The organism is Streptomyces graminofaciens (genome assembly GCF_030294945.1).
GTDB classification, from domain to species: Bacteria; Actinomycetota; Actinomycetes; order Streptomycetales; family Streptomycetaceae; genus Streptomyces; species Streptomyces graminofaciens.
The window spans coordinates 9,032,867-9,051,976 of the sequence record NZ_AP018448.1; the positions used below are offsets into that span (position 1 = coordinate 9,032,867).

The following is a 19,110-nucleotide window of genomic DNA, read 5'->3' on the forward strand; positions in this document are numbered from 1 at the left end:
TGGGTCACGTCGGCACGCTGTCACATAGAACTAGAACGCGTACTAGTTCTGCGTGGCGGGCCGGGCCGGGACGCCCCGCGCCGCGCGGGTAACCGTTGAGAGGACCGATTCCCCATGGCCGCGGAACCCGTGATCGTCGAAGCCGTACGCACCCCCATCGGCAAGCGCGGCGGCGCGCTCGCCAACCTCCATCCCGCCTATCTCCTGGGCGAGACGTACCGAGAACTCCTCGGCCGCACCGGCATCCCCGCCGACTGCGTCGAACAGATCGTCGGCGGCACGGTCACCCACGCCGGCGAACAGTCCATGAACCCCGCGCGCACGGCCTGGCTGACCATGGGCCTGCCGTACGAGACGGCCGCGACGACGGTGGACTGCCAGTGCGGGTCCTCGCAGCAGGCCTCGCACATGGTGGCGAACATGGTCGCGGCGGGCGTGATCGACGTGGGCATCAGCTGCGGGGTCGAGGCGATGTCGCGGGTGCCGCTGGGGTCGGGGTCGAAGCACGGGCCCGGGAAGCCGTTCCCGGACGAGTGGAACGTGGATCTGCCGAACCAGTTCGAGGCGGCGGAGCGGATCGCACGCCGTCGTGGACTGTCCAGGGAGGACGTCGACTCGCTCGGCGTCCTCTCGCAGGAACGGGCCGCAGTGGCCTGGGCCGAGGAGCGGTTCAAACGGGAGACGTTCGCGGTCCAGGTGCCGACGACGGAGGACGAGCAGAGGGCCGGACAGGGCATGTGGCGCCTGGTGGACCGGGACGAGGGGCTGCGCGACACGTCGGCGGAGGCGCTGGCCCGGCTGAAACCGATCATGCCCACTGCCGTGCACACCGCGGGCAACTCGTCCCAGATCAGCGACGGCGCGGCGGCGATCATGTGGGCGTCGAAGCGGATGGCGCGGGCGCTGAAACTGCGCCCCCGGGCGCGGATCGTGGCCCAGGCCCTGGTGGGCGCCGACCCGCACTTCCACCTCGACGGGCCGATCGACGCGACGAAGGCGGTGCTGGGCAAGGCGGGCATGTCCCTGAAGGACATCGACCTCGTCGAGATCAACGAGGCCTTCGCGTCCGTGGTGTTGAGCTGGGCGCGGGTCTTCGAACAGGACCTGGCGAAGGTGAACGTCAACGGGGGCGCGATCGCGCTGGGGCATCCGGTGGGGGCGACCGGGGCACGGCTGATCACGACCGCGCTGCATGAACTGGAGCGGGCGGACAAGGAGTTCGCGCTGGTGACGATGTGCGCGGGGGGCGGGTTGGCCACGGGGACGATCATTCAGCGGCTTTGAGTGTGGCTCTGCGGGCCGGCGGCCCCAAGACTGTGTAGTCGCTGTAGTCGCTGTAGTCGCTGTAGTCGCTGTAGTCGCTGTTGGCTTCGGTGGTGAGGGGACGGACCCGTGCGCGGTGTCCGCCCCCTCCCGGTGTCAGCCGCCGATGTTGATGAGCTGGGCGTTCCAGCTGTGGGCGCCCAGGCCGGTGATGACCTGGAGCTTCTTGACGGGCTTGGTGCCGACGGTCTTGAACTTGGGAGTCGCGGTCCAGGTGGTCCTGCCGTCGAGCATGTTCGCCTCGGGCTCGGCGCTGCTCGCGGAGGGGGTGATGGCGAAGGCGGCGTTGAAGTTGGTGCCCTTGTGGCCGACCTTCGTCCCCTTGCCGGTCATCACGTCCCTGTTGGTCTGGTAGGCCAGCTGGGTCGACACGGTGGTGACCGGGATGTCGAAGACGCGCTCGGTCGCCGTGGTGGACAGGCTGACGGTGGTGACCTTCTTCACCGTGCGGGCGGTGGAGGTCGTGCTGCTGGTGAAGGTGACGTCCTTGTTGTAGCGGACCGTCTTCTTGCCGCTCTTCGGGATGTCACCGTCGTGCGAGACGGTGAACGCCTTGTAGACCTTCGGGTTCTGCAAATAGCCGACGAACGCCGTCTGCTTGGCCGCGGGCAGCCTGCTGAACGCCTTGAGCGTGGCGGCGGCGCCGGGCGTCTTCTTCAGCCAGGCCTTGTACGCGGCCACGGTCAGCTTGGAGGGGGCAGCGGGCTTGGTGTCTGCCTGGCTGCCGGCGAACGCCTGGCCGGAGGCGCCGAGCAGGGCTATGGAGGCGACTGCGGCGACTGCGGATGCGGTGAGGCGCTTACGCACGGTGTTCTCTCCTCGTGACGGGGGTTGCCCCGCGGGTGATGCGCGGGCGGTCCTTGGTGTCGCGACGAAGCTACGGGTGCGCGAGGAGGGGCGAAATTGTCTCTTCGGGCAGCGTCCTGGAGGGCAGGGCTCCGGACGGCGGTGCCTGGACGGCGGTGCCTGGACGGCGGAGGCCGGAAGCCGCAGGGCGGAGAGCGAGGGTCGGAAGACGCAGGGCGGAAACCGCAGGGGGAAAGGCGCGGTGCGGAAGGCCCGGTGCGGCGGGCGAGGGGCGGAGGGCGAGGGGGCGGAGGGCGAGGGGCCGGAGGGCCGGGTTCCGAAAGGCGGGGAAACGGCGAAGGCGGCGGCCCCGGGGATCGGGGGCCGCCGCCTTCAGCTGCCGTTCGGCGTTACGCGCCGGTGGTCGCTCAGTACCAGTTGTTGGCCTGCCAGAAGTTCCACGCGCCACAGGGGCTGCCGTAGCGGTCCTTCATGTAGTCCACGCCCCACTTGATCTGGGTGGCGGCGTTGGTCTTCCAGTCGGAACCGGCGGAGGCCATCTTCGAGCCGGGGAGCGCCTGGACCAGGCCGTAGGCGCCGGAGGACGCGTTCGTCGCGTTGATGTTCCAGTCGCTCTCGTGGTCGACGATGTTGGAGAAGCACGTGTACTGGGCCGAGTCGCCGATCATCTTCTTCGCGATCGCCTGGGCCTGCGAGGCCTCCGACGCGGCCTGGGCGGGCGCGGCGGCGAGCAGCGCACCGGCGGCGGTGGCGGCCACGGCGGCACCGGTGAGGACCTTCTTCGGGGAGGCGATGCGGCGGAGGAGCGAGCGGTTCAACGGAACACCTTTTCTTCGGGGACATGGCCGTCGCGGGTATGCCTTCACCACGTGATGAGTGGTGGGGGCGTACGTAGGCGCCGAGGCCCGGGTGGGCACGTCGGCGCCGTGCGACTCGTCTACAGAAGCAGCCCGGACGGTCTGCCCGCAAACACCCCTTTTGCTAGTTGTGGTCGTATGTGGTTTGAAGGTCCTCCGTGTGACGGGGCTCTCAATGCGCAGGTCAGAGGCCATGATGGTGTGGGCATGCCACGCGGTTCGATCTACGATCCCGCTTCGTATGTGACCTGGGTCCTGTGGGGTGGTTCACGGATCAGCCAACGGAGGGTGTGTGGTCCCTCGCGGGGTGTCGATACGGCGGAGGGTGCGCATGTGACCGGCGTCTCCGCGGTCGCCGCCGGGCACGCCGACGGATCACGAGCGACCGCGGGCACGCCGACGGATCACGAGCGATCCCGTTTCCTGTCCCACACGAAGAACACGAAGAGCGAGATGGCGGCGAACACACCGAGCCTGGCCAGCAGCCACTTGCCGGACCAGCCGAACCCGCTGTCGTCCTCCGCCTGCCCTTCCTCCCCGGCGGACGTGTTTCCGTCAGGCGTGGGGAAGTAGTCGACATCGGTCGCCGGACCGGTGGCGGCCAGCTGCTCGACCAGGTCGGTGCCCCCGAAGTCGTGCGGATCGGTCCAGGTCGCGTGGGCGGCGAGGATGAGCCGGGCGTACGCGGCGGGGCCCGCCTCGGCCGCCCAACTCCCGTGGTTCTTCTTCAGCCAGGCCAGCGGCTTCGACGTGGCGTCCGTCGCCCCGGCGGCGGCGAGCGCGACGACCGCGTCGGCGGTGGCGCCGTGGTCGGGCCGACCTCCGGACCCGGAGAGCGCGGAGGTCAGACAGCCGTTCTCGGCCGTGGCCTCGGTGAGACGGCGTACGCCGTTGTGGGCGACGGCCTCGCGCCCGCCGGAGTCACTCCTACACCCATCGGCCTTGTCGCCGGCCATCCACGCGCCCACCACGTATCCCTTCCCCAGGCTGCCGAGCACGCCGGCGGCCGTGGCCTCGGCGTCCGGCACGAGCCCGCCCTTCTTGTCGGGCCGCTGGGCGAAGGCGCCGGCGCCCTTCTCCTGACAGGGGACGGAGAGTGTGCCCAGGAGGTCGTAAGGGGAGTTGCCGTGCCGCTTCTGGTCGGCGGGGTCGGCGCCCACGGCCGCCAGGGCGCCGATCACGGCGGACGTCGAGCCGGCGTCGCTCGCCCCGCCCGCGTCGTCGCCCCAGCCGCCGTCCTCGTGCTGTACGTCCTTCAGCCAGTCGACGGCCCGCTCGATCTCGGTGTCGTGCCTGCCGAGCCAGGCGAGCGCCTGCACCGCGACCGCCGTACTGCCGGGGTCGACCGGGGTCGTCGCGTCACACTTGGCGTAGGGGTCGGCGCGGTACGCCGCCCAGGCCCCGTTGTCGCACTGCTGGTCGACGAGCCAGCGCACGGCCTCGGCCGGGGGCTTCTCGCCGGCCGTGCTCAGCGCGAGGAGAGTGAGGGACTGCCTCCGGACGCCGTCCTCGGCGGGGTCGTCGGAGCCGTACAGCCCGGTGGGTATCGCCTGGGACGGCGAGGCGGAGGGAGCGGGGGAGCCGTCGGCGAGGGCGACCGGCACGGAACCGAGGCCGAGCAGAACGGTCAGGGCGGCGGTGGCGGTCACGGTTCGTGCGGGGCCCCGGACCGCAGTGCCGCGGCGGACCTCCGTACCCAAGACTTTGATGCTCGACTCATGCCGCATCGACTCATGCCGCATCGACTCATGCCGCATCGACTCATGCCTCATCGGCTGATGCCTCCCCCTGCGGGAACCGGGCGGCACGGCACAGCCGGGCGGCTCGGCCCCGTGTTCCTCGACGGTGCCGTGCACCGACGGGCCGCCGGTGACGCGAGCCGGTCACGATCCCGTACACGGCGATCCGACTCGCCGGCCCCCGCTGGGACACCGGCTCGCGGTTGCCGGTCAGCGCCGGATTCGCACCGGCTTCCCCCTGTACGGATGTGATGACGACCCGGCCACTCTACTGACCCGTAGCGAGCCGCCTGGGCGGCACGTGGAGGCCGGGTTAGCTTCGGACCATGCGGATGGGGAGACTGCTCGGGGCGGGCCGTACGGCCGATGTGTACGAGCTCGGCGATACCGATGCCCATGGCAATGCCGATGCCAATCCCGATACCAATGCCGGTGCCGACAACGGGACTTGGGTGCTGCGGCGCTACAGGGGCGGTTGGGGGGACGCGGTCGCCGAGGCCGAGGTCATGGAGTACGTACGAGGCCACGGTTACCCCGTTCCGCGGGTGCGCGAGGCGACCCGGACCGACCTGGTGCTGGAACGGCTGTCGGGCCCGACGATGTTGGAGGCGTTCGGCGCGGGCCTCCTGGGTCCGGCCGAGGCGGGCGCCCTACTCGCCCGTCTCCTGCGCGAGTTGCACGCGCTTCCGCCCCGCCGCACCGCCACCCCCGGCGTCCGCGTCCTCCACCTCGACCTGCACCCCGAGAACGTGCTGCTCACCCCGGACGGCCCCAGGGTCATCGACTGGGCCAACGCCGAGGAGGGTCCGCCGGGCCTGGACTGGGGCATGTCGGCGGTGATCCTCGCCCAGGTCGCCGTGGCCGACGACGACCCCCGCGCCGGGCTCGCCCACGCCACGCTCACCTCCCTCCTGACCCACCGGACGGCCGGCTCCGCCCTGACGGAGGAGGGCCTCAGGGAGGCGAGGGCGCGCAGGGCCGCCGATCCGACGATGACCGCGTACGAGATCCAACTGCTGGGCCGGGCCGAGGAGTTGATCCGTGAGGCCGCCACTCCCTTCGTGACCTGAGCCGCCGGGACAAGCTGCCGCGGGGCGGCTCAGGGCGGCTCAGGGCGGCTCAGGGCGGCTCAGGGCGGCTCAGGGCGGCTCAGGGCGGCTCGGGCGCCCTCAGGCCGCCCGCCAGACCGTCAGGTCCCCGAGCACGAAGCTCAGCCCGCTGTTGGGCAGCGCGGTCGACTTCACCTGGATCACGAACAGCGCGATGTCCCCGGAGGGGTGCTTGAAGCAGAACTCGCTGCCGGCCGCCGCCACGGCCAGCGAGAAGTTGTGACTCTTGGCGCCGGTGAGGGCGACACGGCACGTATCGAGGGTGGCGCCCGGCTCGTCGAACAGCATGGTGATCACGCTGGTGTCGCTCTCCAGCGCGCAGCCGTCTCCCTCGCAGGTGAAGCGGATGTCCCCCTTGCGGTCCTCGCGCGTTTCCAGGTCCTTGATGCTCAGCGAGTTCTTCTCGGTGAGATTCAGGGGGGCGACCCCGATAGCTCGCGGCTGCTTGGGCGCGGTCGGGGAGGGGCTAGACGTCTCGGATGCCTTGTCACCAGCGCCTTTGGCCGCCCCCGAGTCGCCCGTGGACCCCGACGAGGATCGCGACGACGACCCCGACGACTCCGGCGAGGACGTGGACGACCGTCCGGACCCTGTCGCACCGGAAGTCGAGGACGCGGCCGTGTCCCCGTCGCGGAGCCGGTTCAGGCCCTCCGCCAAGGTCCACGCCAGGCCCGTCAACAGCAGCGCGCCCGCGGTCACGGCGACGGTGGTGATCAGCGCGGTCCGACGGCGACGGGCCCGCCGCTCGCTCGGCCCTGCCGTCTCTGCCGTCTCCACCGACCCTGTCGGCACCGTCGGCCGGGGTGGCGCGAGCAACGGCATCGTGTGGACCGGGGTGGGGTCGGGGACCGGCGCCGGAACCGTCACCTCCGGCCCTGTGACCTCCCGCCAGACGGCCGGTCCACCGCCCGCGTCGGCGTCCCGGCCCAGCCGCTGTCGGCACCACTCGACGACCTCCGCCAACGTGGCCCGCTCCTCCGGTTCGGCGGCCAGGCACCGGGCGATCAGCGGACGGAGCTGCGCGGGCAGCAGGGACAGGTCGGGCTGCTCGTGCACGATCCGGTACAGCACGGTGGCCGAGGGCCCGTCCCCGTACAGCGGTTCGCCCAGTGCCGCGAACGCCGCCGTCTGCCCGAGCGCGAAGACATCGGTCGCCGACGTCACCTCACCCGCGACCGCCTGCTCGGGAGCCATGAACTGGGGGGTGCCGACGGCGGAGCCCGAGGCGGTGGGCGAGGTGACGTCGGAGGCCAGCGAGATACCGAAGTCGATCACCCGGGGCCCGTCGGCGGCCAACAGCACGTTCGACGGCTTCAGATCCCGGTGCACGATCCCCGCGCCATGGATGGCCTGCAGCGCCTCGGCCGCCCCCGCCATCAGCCACAGCATCGCCGGCACCGGCAGCGGTCCGCGCCGGGCGACGGCCTCCGCCAGGGAGGGGCCTGGCACGTACAGGGTGGCCAGCCAGGGCGGTACGCCGTCCGCGTCGGCGTCGATGAGTTCGGCGGTGTACGCGCCCCGGACCCGCTGCGCCGCCCCGATCTCCCGGCGGAACCGCCGCCGGAACGCCGGATCGTCGGCCAGCTCCGGACGGATCACCTTGATCGCCACCGGCCGGCCGCCCTGCGTGTGCGACAGATAGACCCGGCCCATGCCACCCGCGCCGAGCCGGGCGGCGAGGCGGTAACCGGCCACCACCGGCGGATCGTCCACCTGTAGCGGCTGGAACACCTCAGTCGCGTTGTCCAACGGTCCGGTCCCCCTGCTTCCCTGATCCCCAAGTCCCGCGGTTCCTCGGCCACTTACTGCCGGTGGTCCGATGAACTGATCAACGGCAGCAGCCTAAAGGGTGTCCTGTGACCGCTGATGGGAGCCGAGGGCCGACAGGGGTCGGCGCGGAGAGGAGCCCGTGGGCGCGAACGCGGCGCCGCGTCCCGGGACGACGAGGGCCGGGCCCAGGCCGAGGATCGCCCGGCGGGAGGCGTGCAGGGAGGCGTGCAGGGCGGCGGGGTCCGTGGCGTAGGGGTCCTCGCCGGGACCGTCCGCCACCCACCACGGGCGGGTCGGCGCGACCAGTCAGTTCCTTCTGCACCCCGGTGGCGCGGTCGGCTTCGCTCACACCGCCACGTACGTCACCGGATCGCTCCCCGGCACGGACTCCGCGCGGCCCTCCTTCACCAGGCGGCGCAGATGTGCCTCGGCCTCCGCGACGGCGATGTTGCGGGAGGAGTACGGGATGTCGGGCCAGGGGCGGTTCCACTCCATGCGCTCGGCCAGTTGCCAGGGGGTGAGCGGGGTGGTGAGGAGGGACTGGAGGCCGGTCAGGCGGTGCTCGTGGTGGTCGAGCAGCTCCCGTACGCGGGACGGGGCGTCGGTGAACGCGTACTGGTGGGCCGGGAGGACCTCGGCGGGGCCGAGGCGGGCGACGCGTTCGAGGGAGTCGAGGAAGTCGCCGAGGGGGTCGGCGGTGGTGACGTCGTCCGGGTCCTCGTACAGGCCGATGTGCGGGCTGATCTCGGGCAGGAGGTGGTCGCCGGAGAACAGACGTCCGTGGCCCGGGAGTTGGGAGGGGTGCGCCTCCTCCAGGTGGAGGCAGACGTGGCCGGGCGTGTGGCCCGGCGTCCAGATCGCGCGGAGGCGGCGGCCGGGGAGGTCGAGGAGTTCACCGGGGACGATCTCGCGGTCGGGGAGGGCGGGGGAGAATCCGGGGAGTCTGCGGGGGCCGGAGGTGCGCAGGGGGGCCACGTGCTCTTCCGGGGCCCCGGCGGCGGTCAGCTTCGCCGCCATGTAGCCGAGCCAGGTCTCGGGGCGGGTCGAGCGGGTGCGGCGGACCACCGAGATGTCGGCGGCGTGCATCGCGATCCACGCGCCGGAGGCCTCGCGTACGGCGCCCGAGAGGCCGTGGTGGTCGGGGTGGTGGTGGGTGATGACGATGCCGTGGATCTCGGAGACGGAGGTGCCGCACGCGGTGAGGCCGTCGGTGAGGGTGGTCCAGGAGCGGGGGTCGTCCCAGCCGGTGTCGATCAGTACCGGGCCGCGATCGGTGTCGACGACGTACACGAGTGTGTGGCCGAGCGGGTTGTCCGGGATGGGGACCTCGATGGACCGTACGCCCCCGCCGTGATCCCTCGCCTGCGCCATGGGCTCCCCAATCGCCGTGTCCGGCCATCCCGGCCCACTATAACTAGAACTGGTTCCAGCGGAACGGGTGTAGCGCTTCTCCGGTTGGCTACGAGCTAGGCGTGGTCGGGGTGCGTTGGCGGGCGCCGGGCGCCGGGCGCGGGCGCGGGCGCGGGTTCGGATGTGGTTGCTCGCGCAGTTCCCCGCGCCCCTGGAAAGCCGGGCCAAACCTCCCAACCCCACCCACTCACCCCGTGGACTCCTCCCACCAGACCTGGTATCAGTTCCCGTAGCGCACAATCTGATGGAGCGTCAGGAACGGCCCCCGGGGAGGCAGTCGACCATGACCGAGCTCGTGGAACACGGACAGCTGTTCATCGGTGGGGCGTTGACCGACCCCTTGGGCACGGACGTCATCGAGGTCGTCTCGCCGCACACCGAGGAGGTCATCGGCCGCGTTCCGCACGCCTCCCGCGCCGACGTCGACCGCGCTGTCGCCGCCGCCCGCAAAGCCTTCGACGAGGGCCCCTGGCCACGCCTGACCCTCGACGAGCGCATCGAGGTCGTCACCCGCATCAAGGACACCTTCGCCGTACGCCACGATGAGTTCGCCCGGATCATCAGCGCCGAGAACGGCACCCCATACACCTCCTCCGTGATGGTCCAGGCACTCGCCTCGCTCATGGTCTGGGACGCGGCGATCACCACCGCCCGCGCCTTCACGTACGAGGAGCGGCGGGCCGGCGTACTCGGGCAGATCCTCGTGCGCCGCGAACCCGTCGGCGTCGTCGCGGCCGTCGTCCCGTGGAACGTGCCGCAGTTCACCGCCGCCGCCAAACTCGCCCCCGCGCTGCTCGCCGGCTGCCCGACGATCCTGAAGGTCTCGCCCGAGACACCCCTTGACGCCTACCTCCTGGCCGAGATCGCCGCCGAGGCGGGCCTGCCCGAGGGTGTGCTCTCCGTCCTGCCCGCCGACCGCGAGGTGAGCGAGTACCTCGTCGGACACCCCGGCGTCGACAAGGTCTCCTTCACCGGCTCGGTCGCCGCCGGCAAGCGCGTCATGGAGGTCTGCGCCCGCAACCTCACCCGCGTCACCCTGGAACTGGGCGGCAAGTCGGCGGCCGTGATCCTCCCCGACGCCGACGCGCAGACCGCCGTCAACGGCATCGCCCCCTTCGCCTGGATGATCAACGGCCAGGCATGTGTCGCCCAGACCCGCATCCTCGTCCCGCGCACCCGCTACGACGAGTTCGCCGAGGCCTTCGCCGCCGCCGCGAGCGCGCTCAAGGTCGGCGATCCGCTCGACCCGGCGACCGAACTCGGTCCGCTCGTCGCCGAACGTCAGCGCCGCCGCAGCCTCGACTACATCCGCATCGGCCAGGAGGAGGGCGCCAAGATCCTCACCGGCGGCGGCCGCCCGGCGGGCCTGGACCACGGCTGGTACGTCGAGCCCACCCTCTTCGGCGACGTCGACAACTCCATGCGCATCGCCCGCGAGGAGATCTTCGGCCCGGTGATCTGCCTCCTGCCGTACGGCGACGAGAAGGACGCGATAAGGATCGCCAACGACTCCGAGTACGGCCTCAGCGGCAGCGTCTGGACCGCCGACGACGAGCGCGGCGTCGAGGTGGCCCGCCAGGTCCGCACCGGCACCTACTCCGTCAACACCTTCAGTCTCGACATGCTCGGCCCGTTCGGCGGCTACAAGAACTCAGGACTGGGGCGGGAATTCGGACCTGAAGGGTACGGGGAGTACCTGGAGCACAAGATGATCCATCTGCCCGCCGGGTACGAGCCGCCCGCGGCGGCGGGGGAGGTGTAGGCATGGGGGCGGGCGACCGCTGGCACGTGGAGGTCGACCGGTCCGTCTGTATCGGCTCGGCCCAGTGCGTCCACCACGCCCCGGCCGCCTTCGGCCTCGACACCGCACGCCAGTCCCATCCGGCCGACCCCGACACGGACGCCAACGAGAAGGTTCTCGCGGCGGCGGAGAGCTGCCCCGTGGAGGCGATCGTGATCACGCTGGTGGGCAGTGGGGAGGCGGTGTTCCCGCCGGAGGAGTGAGGGACAAAAAATCTTCACCCAAATAGGTGCATTCTGCCCAATCTGTTCTACTCTGGAAGTGGCCTACGAGGCGAGTGAGGGAGTTCGACCGGAGTAGCCGACATAGGCGTGAAGCTCGACTTCCGCCGGTGCCGACGTCGACGGTCGGGCTGAGAGGCCGAAGGGTTTCAGGACAGGGCCCGACGGCGACCCCCAGCACCTGATCCGGGTAATATCGGCGCAGGGAACCCGTCTCGTAGGTTCTTTCGTGTGTCCTACTTCCGCTGATCGGGCTTCCGCTGATCGGGCGCCGTCAGGTCGATCAGGCGACACACCGTCTCGATGTCGATCTTCACCTGGGCGATGGACGCCCGCCCGGACAGCCAGGTGATCAGGGCCGAGTGCCAGGTGTGCTCGATGACGCGGACCGCCGAGAGCTGCTCGGGGGTCGGGTTCTCCAGCCCCATCGCGTCGAGGACGATCGCGGTGGTCTGCCGGGAGACCTGGTCCACCTCGGGCGAGACGCTGCGGTCGGCGAAGGTGAGCGCGCGGACCATGGCGTCGGCGAGATGCGGCTCGCGCTGCAGGGCCCGGAAGGCCCGCATCAGCGTCTCCGCCACCCGCTCCGCCGCCGTCTCACCGGTCGGCGGCTTCTTCCGCAGCGTGCCGTGCATGTGTTCCAGCTGGTCCTGCATCGTCGCGACCAGCAGATGGATCTTGGACGGGAAGTAGCGGTAGAGCGTGCCGAGCGCGACCTGCGAGGACTCGGCCACCTCACGCATCTGTACGGCGTCGAAACCGCCCCGGCTCGCCAGCTGCGCACTCGCGTGCAGGATCCGGCGCCGCCGGGCCTCCTGCCGCTCGGTGAGGGGCGGGGAATCCGGCCGCGGGTCCTGTCGTGCGTTGCTGACGCTACTGGCTTCCACCTTGGCTTCCGCAGGCATGGTTCTCGTTCCGTGACGGGCGGTGAGGGCGTGCGATGAGACAGCATGCCAGGGCGTGTGCCGTGGCGTGAATCACCTGATCCACTTCTCACACCCGTCCTACGTGCCGGTAGATTCAAAGCCTCTTGAACGATCAACTCTGAAACTTGTTCTAGATTACCGTCTCGTCGTAATCTCACGGGAAAGTGCAGTGAGAAGGGGGCCAGGAGTGACCGCTGAGGCCAGTGAGGCCGGGCCCCAGCAGGCCTGTGCCGCGGACGGCGGCCGACCGCTCAAGATCGCGCTCCTCACCTATAAAGGGAACCCGTTCTGCGGGGGCCAAGGCGTCTACGTACGGCACCTCTCCCGCGAGCTGGCCCGCCTCGGCCACCGGGTAGAGGTCATCGGCTCCCAGCCCTATCCCGTGCTCGACGTGGTCGACGAAAGCTCCGAGGACGCGGGCGGCCTCTCCCTGACCGAGCTGTCCAGTCTCGACCTCTACCGCCAGCCCGACCCCTTCCGCACCCCCAAGCGCGACGAGTACCGCGACTGGGTCGACGCGCTCGAAGTGGCGACGATGTGGACCGGCGGCTTCCCCGAGCCCCTGACGTTCTCCCTGCGCGCCCGCCGCCACCTCCTCGCCCGGCGCGGCGAGTTCGACGTCGTCCACGACAACCAGACCCTCGGCTACGGCCTGCTGGGCGACGTGGGCGCGCCCCTCGTCACCACCATCCACCACCCCATCACCGTCGACCGGCAGCTGGAGCTGGACGCGGCCGACAGCCGGCGGCGCCGGCTGTCCGTACGCCGCTGGTACGCCTTCACCCGGATGCAGAAGCGGGTCGCGCGCCGCCTGCCGTCCGTGCTCACCGTCTCCGGCACCTCCCGCCAGGAGATCGTCGACCACCTCGGCGTACGCGACGACCGTATCCACGTCGTCCACATCGGCGCCGACACCGACCTCTTCGCCCCCGACCCGTCCGTCCCCCAGGTGCCCGGCCGGATCGTCACCACCTCCAGCGCGGACGTCCCGCTCAAGGGCCTGGTGTTCCTCGTCGAGGCGCTGGCGAAGGTGCGCGCCGAGCACCCGGCCGCCCACCTCGTCGTCGTCGGCAAGCGCGCCGAGGACGGGCCCGTGGCCCAGGCCATAGAGCGGTACGGCCTGGAAGGCGCCGTCGAGTTCGTCAAGGGCATCTCCGACGCCGAACTCGTCGACCTGGTCCGCTCCGCCGAGGTCGCCTGCGTGCCCTCGCTCTACGAGGGGTTCTCGCTGCCCGCCGCCGAGGCCATGGCCACCGGTACGCCGCTGGTCGCCACCACCGGCGGGGCCATCCCGGAGGTCGCCGGGCCCGACGGGGAGACCTGCCTCGCGGTGCCGCCCGGGGACGCGGGCGCCCTGTCCGACGCGCTGAGCCGGCTGCTGGGCGACCCCGGGCTGCGGGTGCGGCTCGGCCGGGCCGGGCGGGAGCGGGTGCTCCAGCGGTTCACCTGGGCGAAGGCGGCCGAGGGCACGGTGGCCCACTACCGGGAGGCGATCGCCCGCGCCGGGGGACGTGCCGCAGCCGTACCCGCGCGGACGGACCGACCGGTCACAGTTCCCGAAGCTGTCACAGCCCCCGAAGCTGTCACAGCCGGCGAAGAAGTAATGGAAGCCAATCGCGAAAGCAGGGCCACGTGCTGACCGTCGACTTCTCCCGGTTCCCGCTCGCCCCGGGGGACCGTGTCCTGGATCTCGGCTGTGGCGCGGGCCGGCACGCCTTCGAGTGCTACCGGCGCGGCGCCCAGGTCGTGGCCCTGGACCAGAACGCCGAGGAGATCCGCGAGGTCGCCAAGTGGTTCGCGGCGATGAAGGAGGCCGGTGAGGCCCCCGAGGGCGCGACCGCCACGGCGATGGAGGGCGACGCCCTCGCGCTCCCCTTCCCCGACGAGTCCTTCGACGTCGTGATCATCTCCGAGGTCATGGAGCACATCCCCGACGACAAGGGCGTACTCGCCGAGATGGTCCGGGTCCTCAAGCCCGGCGGCCGCATAGCCATCACCGTCCCGCGCTACGGCCCCGAGAAGGTCTGCTGGGCGCTGTCGGACGCGTACCACGAGGTCGAGGGCGGCCACATCCGCATCTACAAGGCGGACGAGTTGCTGGCGAAGATCCGCGAGGCCGGCCTCAAGCCGTACGGCACGCACCACGCCCACGCGCTCCACAGCCCCTACTGGTGGCTGAAGTGCGCGTTCGGCGTCGACAACGACAAGGCGCTGCCGGTGCAGGCGTACCACAAGCTGCTGGTCTGGGACATCATGAAGAAGCCCCTGGCCACCCGGGTCGCCGAGCAGGCGCTGAACCCGCTGATCGGCAAGAGCTTCGTGGCGTACGCGACGAAGCCGCATCTGCCGAGGCTGGCCGAGGAGTCCACGACGGCCGAGGCGGCCGCCAAGTGACGACTCCCCGGACAGAACACCTCGTCCTGCCCGGGGTCCTCACCGCCGAGCAGGCCACCGCGACCGTGCGGGGCTTGCTCGCCGTACAGCGGGAGGACGGCGCGATCCCGTGGTTCCGGGGCCACCACCTGGACCCCTGGGACCACACCGAGGCCGCCATGGCCCTGGACGCGGCGGGCGAGCACGAGGCCGCCGAGCGGGCTTACGTCTGGCTGGCCCGCCACCAGAACGAGGACGGCTCCTGGTACGCCGCGTACGCCGACGGCGCCTTCGACGACGTCACCGACCGCGGCCGCGAGACCAACTTCGTCGCGTACATAGCCGTGGGCGTCTGGCACCACTACCTGGCCACCGGCGACGACACGTTCCTGGACCGCATGTGGCCGACGGTGTACGCGGCGGTGGAGTTCGTCCTGCGGCTCCAGCAGCCCGGCGGCCAGATCGGCTGGAAGCAGGAGAACGACGGCACCCCGGTGCCCGACGCCCTCCTGACCGGCAGCTCGTCGATCCACCAGGCCCTGCGCTGCGCTCTCGCCATCGCCGAACAGCGCGAGGAGCCGCAGCCGGACTGGGAACTGGCGGTGGGCGCCCTGCGCCACGCGATACGCCGCCACCCGGAGCGTTTCCTGGACAAGGACCGCTACTCGATGGACTGGTACTACCCGGTCCTGGGCGGCGCCCTGACCGGCACCGAGGCCAAGTCCCGCATAGAGGAGGGCTGGGAGCGCTTCGTCGTCCCCGGCTTCGGCGTCCGCTGCGTCGTCCCCAACCCGTGGGTGACGGGCGGCGAGTCCGCCGAACTGGCCCTGGCGCTCTGGGCGATGGGCGAGTCCGACCGCGCCCTCGACATCCTCCAGTCCATCCAGCACCTCCGCGACCCCGACTCCGGCCTCTACTGGACGGGCTACGTCTACGAGGACCAGGCGATCTGGCCCGAGGAACTCACTTCCTGGACGGCGGGTTCGCTGCTGCTGGCGGTAGCCGCCCTGGGCGGTGACGAGGCGACCTGCGCGGTGTTCGGCGGGGAGCGGTTGCCGAGGGGGCTGGACGTGGACGACGCGGAGTGCTGCGCCGGATAGCTCGGTTGGGCGGGGTGCGTTGGGCGGGTGCGGGTTCGGCTCTCAGGGGCGCGGGGAACTGCCCGACCAGCCCCCACCGACCCGCAGCCAACAAACCGGCCCCGGGGGCACTGGGGGCGGAGCCCCCAGCCCGGGGATGGGACGGGTAGGGGCGGCGGGGGCGAAAAAACTCCACCGCACACCCCCGCGGCGCTCAATGCCGGTGCATCCGGTTGGCGATGGCGTGCCCCACGAACAGGTACACGACGGCGGCCAGCCCGTACCCGGCGACCACCCGCGCCCACGCCTCGTCGAAGGTGAACAGGTCGTGTGACCAGCCCGCCAGCCAGCGGGCCGCGTCATGGATGAACTGCACGAAGTCGTTCGAGCCGTTCGCGTCCAGCAGGTACATCAGGATCCACAGGCCGAGGATCAACGCCATGACGTCGGCGACGACCGCGATGACCCGGCCCGCCTGATTGGCCCCATGGCCAGTTTGAGTGGACATGCCCCACGGGTTGCCCGAACGCCCCCGACGAAACCTCCACCGCCTACGAGTTGAGCTCCGCCAGTACCCGCAGCGTGTGCCGGTCGGGCGCCAGCAACAGCAGGTCCGTCACTGGTCCCTTCCGCCACAACTCCAGCCGTTCCGCGATCCGTTCCCGGGGACCGACCAGCGAGATCTCGTCCGCGAAGGCATCCGGCACGGCGAGCACCGCCTCCTCGCGCCGCCCGTCGAGGAAGAGCGCCTGGATCCGCCGGGCCTCCTCCTCGTACCCCATGCGAGCCATGAGATCGGCATGGAAGTTCCGCTTGGCGTGACCCATCCCCCCGATGTAGAAGCCGAGCATCGCCTTCACCGGCAACAGCCCCTCGGCGACGTCGTCACAGACCTTGGCCCGGGCCATGGGTGCGACGAGGAAGCCCTCGGGAGCGTCCGCCAGCGAGGCCTCGTACACATCCGCCCGCATCGGCGACCAGTACAACGGCAGCCAGCCGTCCGCGATCCGGACCGTCTGCGCGATGTTCTTCGGCCCCTCGGCACCGAGCAGCACGGGCAGATCGGGGCGGAGTGGGTGGGTGATGGACTTGAGCGCCTTGCCGACGCCGGTGCCGTCCGGCCCGCCGTACGGCACCGGATGAAAGCGCCCGTCCAGCTCAACCGGCGCCTCGCGCCTAAGCACTTGGCGTACGACATCCACGTACTCCCTGCTCGCCGTCAGCGGCGACTTCGGGAACGGGCGGCCGTACCAGCCCTCCACCACCTGCGGACCCGACAGTCCGAGGCCGAGGAACATGCGCCCGCCCGAGAGATGGTCGAGGGTGAGTGCGTGCATCGCCGTGGTGGTCGGTGACCGGGCGGCCATCTGGGCCACCGCCGTGCCCAGTTTGATCCTCGACGTCCGCGCCGCGATCCAGGTGAGCGGAGTGAAGGCGTCCGAGCCCCAGGACTCCGCCGTCCACACGGAGTCGTACCCGAGCCGCTCCGCCTCCTGCGCCAGCGGGACGTGATCGGGTGAGGGACCGCGTCCCCAGTAGCCGAGCGCGAGACCGAGCCGCATACGCCTGCACCTCCTGACGATCCGTCAGTTATCAGTGAGCCAGGCGACTGTACGGCAACGGCCCCCCACCCGGAAGGGTGAGGGGCCGTTGCCGCTGCTGTGCTGTGGATCAGCCGCGCTGGATACCGCTGGTGTCCTGAAGGACGCCACGGCGGCCGTCCTGCGTCTGGGCCACCAGGTTGGCGCCGCGCTGCTCGACCGCCAGGTACCAGGTGCCCGGCGCCAGTTCGGCGATCGTCGTCTGGGTGCCGTCCTCCGCGAACAGCGGACGGGCCACCGGCACCGCGAACCAGAACGGGGAGAAGTCGCTCGCGCCCGGCTGCGCGGGCGGCGCCGGCTGCGACGGAGCCGGAGCACCGAACGGCGCCCCCGGCTGACCGGGCTGCGGCTGGCTCGCACCGTAGGGCGCGGCACCCGGGTAGCCGTAACCACCGGGCGGCTGGGCACCGTACGGCGCGGGGGCCGACGGACGCGGGGCGCCGACGAGGGCGGCCTTGAGAGCGGGGACGAGGGGGGTGGCCAGGGCCGCGGCCGCCATGATCAGGGTGGCGATCAGGGCGAGGATGAGGCCGGTGCCGGCGTCCGTGCCACCGTCACCGCCGCTGCTGCCGACGTTGTCCGTGCCGCCCAGCGGGTCGAAGATGTTGCCCAGTGCGCTCCACGCGGCGAAGACCGTGAAGGCGATGCCGAAGTGGCCGAGGTCGATGCCGGCGATCTTGGGAGGCTGGGGCAGACCCCGGGCGATGACAATGAACACGGCGCCGAAGATCCCCGCGAGGAAGACGCTGAGCAGGAGCGGCCCGCTCTCCCACCCGTTCGGGATGTCGAAGCTGTCGGGAACCCCGTCGATGGAGTAGATCTCGAGGAACGACGCGATGAACAGCAATACCGCTGCTCCGATCACGACGCCGTCGCCTCTGGTGAGGGAGCGGATATTCACTTCAGGTCCTTCGTCAGTCGTCTCGTCATCGGTGTGGAGGCATCGCTGTCACCGTGGCGCCGTCAGGCAGTGGTGGGAAGCGCGGGGGTGGCCCCTTATCGTAGGACGACCTTATCGCCCGTCCGACCTGGATGTCCGCCGGGATTGCCGCGATGATCACGACCCGTCCCCTACCCCCGCAGGAAACTCACGATTCCCTCAGAGATTCCCTGCGCCGCCTTCTGCCTCCAGGCACCACTGGTCAACAGTGCCGCGTCATTGGTATCGCGCATGTTGCCGCACTCGATGAACACCTTGGGAACCGTTGACAGATTGAGACCGCCCAGGTCCTGACGTGTGACGAGACCGGTACGTTCGCCAACATAGTTGGAGGGCGCGCTGCCCGTGGCGCGAACAAAATTGCCCGCGATGCGCTCGCCGAGTTCGCGTGAGGAGGCGACGATCGGCCTGGTGTCCGCCGCGCCCTTGTGCACCGAGCCCGGCAGGATCACATGGAAGCCGCGGTTGCCGGCCGCCGAGCCGTCCGCGTGGATGGAGACGACGGCGTCCGCCTTCGCCTCGTTGCCGATCCGGGCCCGCTCGTCGATGCACGGGCCCCACGCCCGGGCGCCGTCCTGGGTGAACTTCACCGTGGCGCCCTGCTGTTCGAGGATCGTCCGCACGCGCCGTGACACGTCCAGCGTGAACTTGGCTTCCGTGTAGCCGTTGTTGGTGGACGTCCCCGTGGTGTCGCACTCCTTCATGCCCGTGCCGATGTTCACCTGGCGGTTGATCTCGGTGGTGTGCTGGAAGTTCCCCGGGTTGTGGCCCGGGTCGATCACGACGACCTTGCCCTTGAGAGGGCCCGAGGCGGCGGGCCCGGAGGCGGAGGATCCCGACGGGGTAGGGCTCGCAGCCTTGGTCTCGTCCGCGTCCTTGGCGTCGTCCGAGGGGCTCGGGGTTGCCGAGGGCGCGGTCGTCGGGGTCGGGTGCGGTGACCTGCCCGCCGCGCTGTTCGTCCCGGATCCGTCGCCGGAGTCGCCCACCGCCTGCCAGACGCCCAGCCCGACCACCGCCCCCACCACGAGCGCGGCCACCGTCACGGTCAGCGGGCGGCGCAAGGGGGAACGGCGGGGCTGGGGCGGATCGAAGTCCGGGCCTACGTACGACACGTCCGCCACCTTACGGGGCGGGCACCGGGGCCGCAGGAGGCC

Annotated in this window: 18 protein-coding genes; 7 read left to right on the plus strand and 11 right to left on the minus strand. The window is 71.0% G+C overall.

Annotated elements, in window-relative coordinates:
• The first annotated feature begins 114 nt into the window (after positions 1-114).
• Entirely contained in the window at positions 115-1,284 is a 1,170-nt protein-coding gene (locus tag SGFS_RS39735) for a steroid 3-ketoacyl-CoA thiolase (RefSeq protein ID WP_286257091.1), read from the plus strand.
• Between the two features lie 135 nt (positions 1,285-1,419).
• Here SGFS_RS39735 and SGFS_RS39740 read toward each other — a convergent pair whose 3' ends face one another.
• The 3 genes from SGFS_RS39740 to SGFS_RS39750 all read right to left on the minus strand — a co-directional run bounded on the left by SGFS_RS39740 (position 1,420) and on the right by SGFS_RS39750 (position 4,636).
• On the minus strand, positions 1,420-2,130 hold the full coding sequence (locus tag SGFS_RS39740) for a hypothetical protein (RefSeq protein ID WP_286257092.1): 711 nt from the start codon (positions 2,128-2,130) through the stop codon (positions 1,420-1,422).
• A 407-nt stretch (positions 2,131-2,537) separates the two neighbouring features.
• Positions 2,538-2,948 carry an aggregation-promoting factor C-terminal-like domain-containing protein gene (locus tag SGFS_RS39745; RefSeq protein WP_286257093.1) on the minus strand — a complete coding sequence of 137 codons (411 nt, stop codon included), beginning with the start codon at positions 2,946-2,948 and terminating at the stop codon, positions 2,538-2,540.
• A gap of 443 nt (positions 2,949-3,391) precedes the next feature.
• Complete coding sequence (locus SGFS_RS39750; protein WP_286257094.1) at positions 3,392-4,636, minus strand: prenyltransferase/squalene oxidase repeat-containing protein; 1,245 nt, start codon at positions 4,634-4,636, stop codon at positions 3,392-3,394.
• 416 nt (positions 4,637-5,052) lie between these two features.
• Between SGFS_RS39750 and SGFS_RS39755 the strand changes: the two genes are divergently transcribed.
• Entirely contained in the window at positions 5,053-5,796 is a 744-nt protein-coding gene (locus SGFS_RS39755) for a phosphotransferase (protein WP_286257095.1), read from the plus strand.
• Positions 5,797-5,895: 99 nt separating this feature from the next.
• On the opposite strand, the gene SGFS_RS39760 is transcribed toward SGFS_RS39755, so the two are convergent.
• The 3 genes from SGFS_RS39760 to SGFS_RS39770 form a co-directional block, all read right to left on the minus strand.
• Complete coding sequence (locus SGFS_RS39760) at positions 5,896-7,584, minus strand: serine/threonine-protein kinase (protein WP_286257096.1); 1,689 nt, start codon at positions 7,582-7,584, stop codon at positions 5,896-5,898.
• Positions 7,585-7,677: 93 nt separating this feature from the next.
• Positions 7,678-7,884 carry a hypothetical protein gene (locus SGFS_RS39765; protein WP_286257097.1) on the minus strand — a complete coding sequence of 69 codons (207 nt, stop codon included), beginning with the start codon at positions 7,882-7,884 and terminating at the stop codon, positions 7,678-7,680.
• A gap of 66 nt (positions 7,885-7,950) precedes the next feature.
• Positions 7,951-8,976 (minus strand): MBL fold metallo-hydrolase, encoded by a 1,026-nt coding sequence (locus SGFS_RS39770; protein ID WP_286257098.1) that lies wholly within the window; start codon positions 8,974-8,976, stop codon positions 7,951-7,953.
• A 322-nt stretch (positions 8,977-9,298) separates the two neighbouring features.
• Here SGFS_RS39770 and SGFS_RS39775 point away from each other — a divergent pair, with 322 nt between their 5' ends.
• Positions 9,299-10,777, plus strand: coding sequence for an aldehyde dehydrogenase (locus SGFS_RS39775; protein ID WP_286257099.1), 1,479 nt, complete (start codon positions 9,299-9,301; stop codon positions 10,775-10,777).
• A gap of 2 nt (positions 10,778-10,779) precedes the next feature.
• Positions 10,780-11,019, plus strand: coding sequence for a ferredoxin (locus SGFS_RS39780; RefSeq protein ID WP_286257100.1), 240 nt, complete (start codon positions 10,780-10,782; stop codon positions 11,017-11,019).
• A 254-nt stretch (positions 11,020-11,273) separates the two neighbouring features.
• Here the strand turns inward: SGFS_RS39780 and SGFS_RS39785 are convergent, their stop codons facing one another.
• Positions 11,274-11,942, minus strand: a complete 669-nt coding sequence (locus tag SGFS_RS39785) for a TetR family transcriptional regulator (RefSeq protein WP_286257101.1) — start codon at positions 11,940-11,942, stop codon at positions 11,274-11,276.
• 208 nt (positions 11,943-12,150) lie between these two features.
• On the opposite strand from SGFS_RS39785, the gene SGFS_RS39790 reads away from it, so the two are divergent.
• Genes SGFS_RS39790 through SGFS_RS39800 form a run of 3 tightly spaced genes read left to right on the plus strand, consistent with a single transcriptional unit; the run spans position 12,151 to position 15,436 of the window.
• Positions 12,151-13,602, plus strand: coding sequence for a glycosyltransferase family 4 protein (locus SGFS_RS39790; protein WP_286257102.1), 1,452 nt, complete (start codon positions 12,151-12,153; stop codon positions 13,600-13,602).
• Positions 13,596-14,357, plus strand: a complete 762-nt coding sequence (locus SGFS_RS39795; RefSeq protein WP_286257103.1) for a class I SAM-dependent methyltransferase — start codon at positions 13,596-13,598, stop codon at positions 14,355-14,357. Before SGFS_RS39790 ends, SGFS_RS39795 begins: the two co-directional genes overlap by 7 nt.
• Positions 14,354-15,436 carry a prenyltransferase/squalene oxidase repeat-containing protein gene (locus SGFS_RS39800; protein ID WP_286257104.1) on the plus strand — a complete coding sequence of 361 codons (1,083 nt, stop codon included), beginning with the start codon at positions 14,354-14,356 and terminating at the stop codon, positions 15,434-15,436. Before SGFS_RS39795 ends, SGFS_RS39800 begins: the two co-directional genes overlap by 4 nt.
• A gap of 193 nt (positions 15,437-15,629) precedes the next feature.
• Here the strand turns inward: SGFS_RS39800 and SGFS_RS39805 are convergent, their stop codons facing one another.
• The 4 genes from SGFS_RS39805 to SGFS_RS39820 all read right to left on the minus strand — a co-directional run bounded on the left by SGFS_RS39805 (position 15,630) and on the right by SGFS_RS39820 (position 19,068).
• On the minus strand, positions 15,630-15,923 hold the full coding sequence (locus tag SGFS_RS39805) for a hypothetical protein (RefSeq protein WP_286257105.1): 294 nt from the start codon (positions 15,921-15,923) through the stop codon (positions 15,630-15,632).
• A 43-nt stretch (positions 15,924-15,966) separates the two neighbouring features.
• Entirely contained in the window at positions 15,967-16,977 is a 1,011-nt protein-coding gene (locus SGFS_RS39810; protein WP_286257106.1) for an LLM class F420-dependent oxidoreductase, read from the minus strand.
• Between the two features lie 109 nt (positions 16,978-17,086).
• Entirely contained in the window at positions 17,087-17,917 is an 831-nt protein-coding gene (locus SGFS_RS39815; RefSeq protein ID WP_286257107.1) for a hypothetical protein, read from the minus strand.
• Between the two features lie 170 nt (positions 17,918-18,087).
• Positions 18,088-19,068 (minus strand): N-acetylmuramoyl-L-alanine amidase, encoded by a 981-nt coding sequence (locus SGFS_RS39820; protein ID WP_286257109.1) that lies wholly within the window; start codon positions 19,066-19,068, stop codon positions 18,088-18,090.
• Positions 19,069-19,110 lie beyond the last annotated feature (42 nt).

What these genes read in the sequence shown, in the direction of transcription:
- SGFS_RS39810 (WP_286257106.1), bottom strand. Translation starts at nt 16,977, where the DNA reads ATGCGGCTCGGTCTCGCGCTCGGCTACTGGGGACGCGGTCCCTCACCC.
- SGFS_RS39770 (WP_286257098.1), bottom strand. Translation starts at nt 8,976, where the DNA reads ATGGCGCAGGCGAGGGATCACGGCGGGGGCGTACGGTCCATCGAGGTC.
- SGFS_RS39780 (WP_286257100.1), top strand. Translation starts at nt 10,780, where the DNA reads ATGGGGGCGGGCGACCGCTGGCACGTGGAGGTCGACCGGTCCGTCTGT.
- SGFS_RS39785 (WP_286257101.1), bottom strand. Translation starts at nt 11,942, where the DNA reads ATGCCTGCGGAAGCCAAGGTGGAAGCCAGTAGCGTCAGCAACGCACGA.
- SGFS_RS39755 (WP_286257095.1), top strand. Translation starts at nt 5,053, where the DNA reads ATGCGGATGGGGAGACTGCTCGGGGCGGGCCGTACGGCCGATGTGTAC.
- SGFS_RS39735 (WP_286257091.1), top strand. Translation starts at nt 115, where the DNA reads ATGGCCGCGGAACCCGTGATCGTCGAAGCCGTACGCACCCCCATCGGC.
- SGFS_RS39805 (WP_286257105.1), bottom strand. Translation starts at nt 15,923, where the DNA reads ATGTCCACTCAAACTGGCCATGGGGCCAATCAGGCGGGCCGGGTCATC.
- SGFS_RS39775 (WP_286257099.1), top strand. Translation starts at nt 9,299, where the DNA reads ATGACCGAGCTCGTGGAACACGGACAGCTGTTCATCGGTGGGGCGTTG.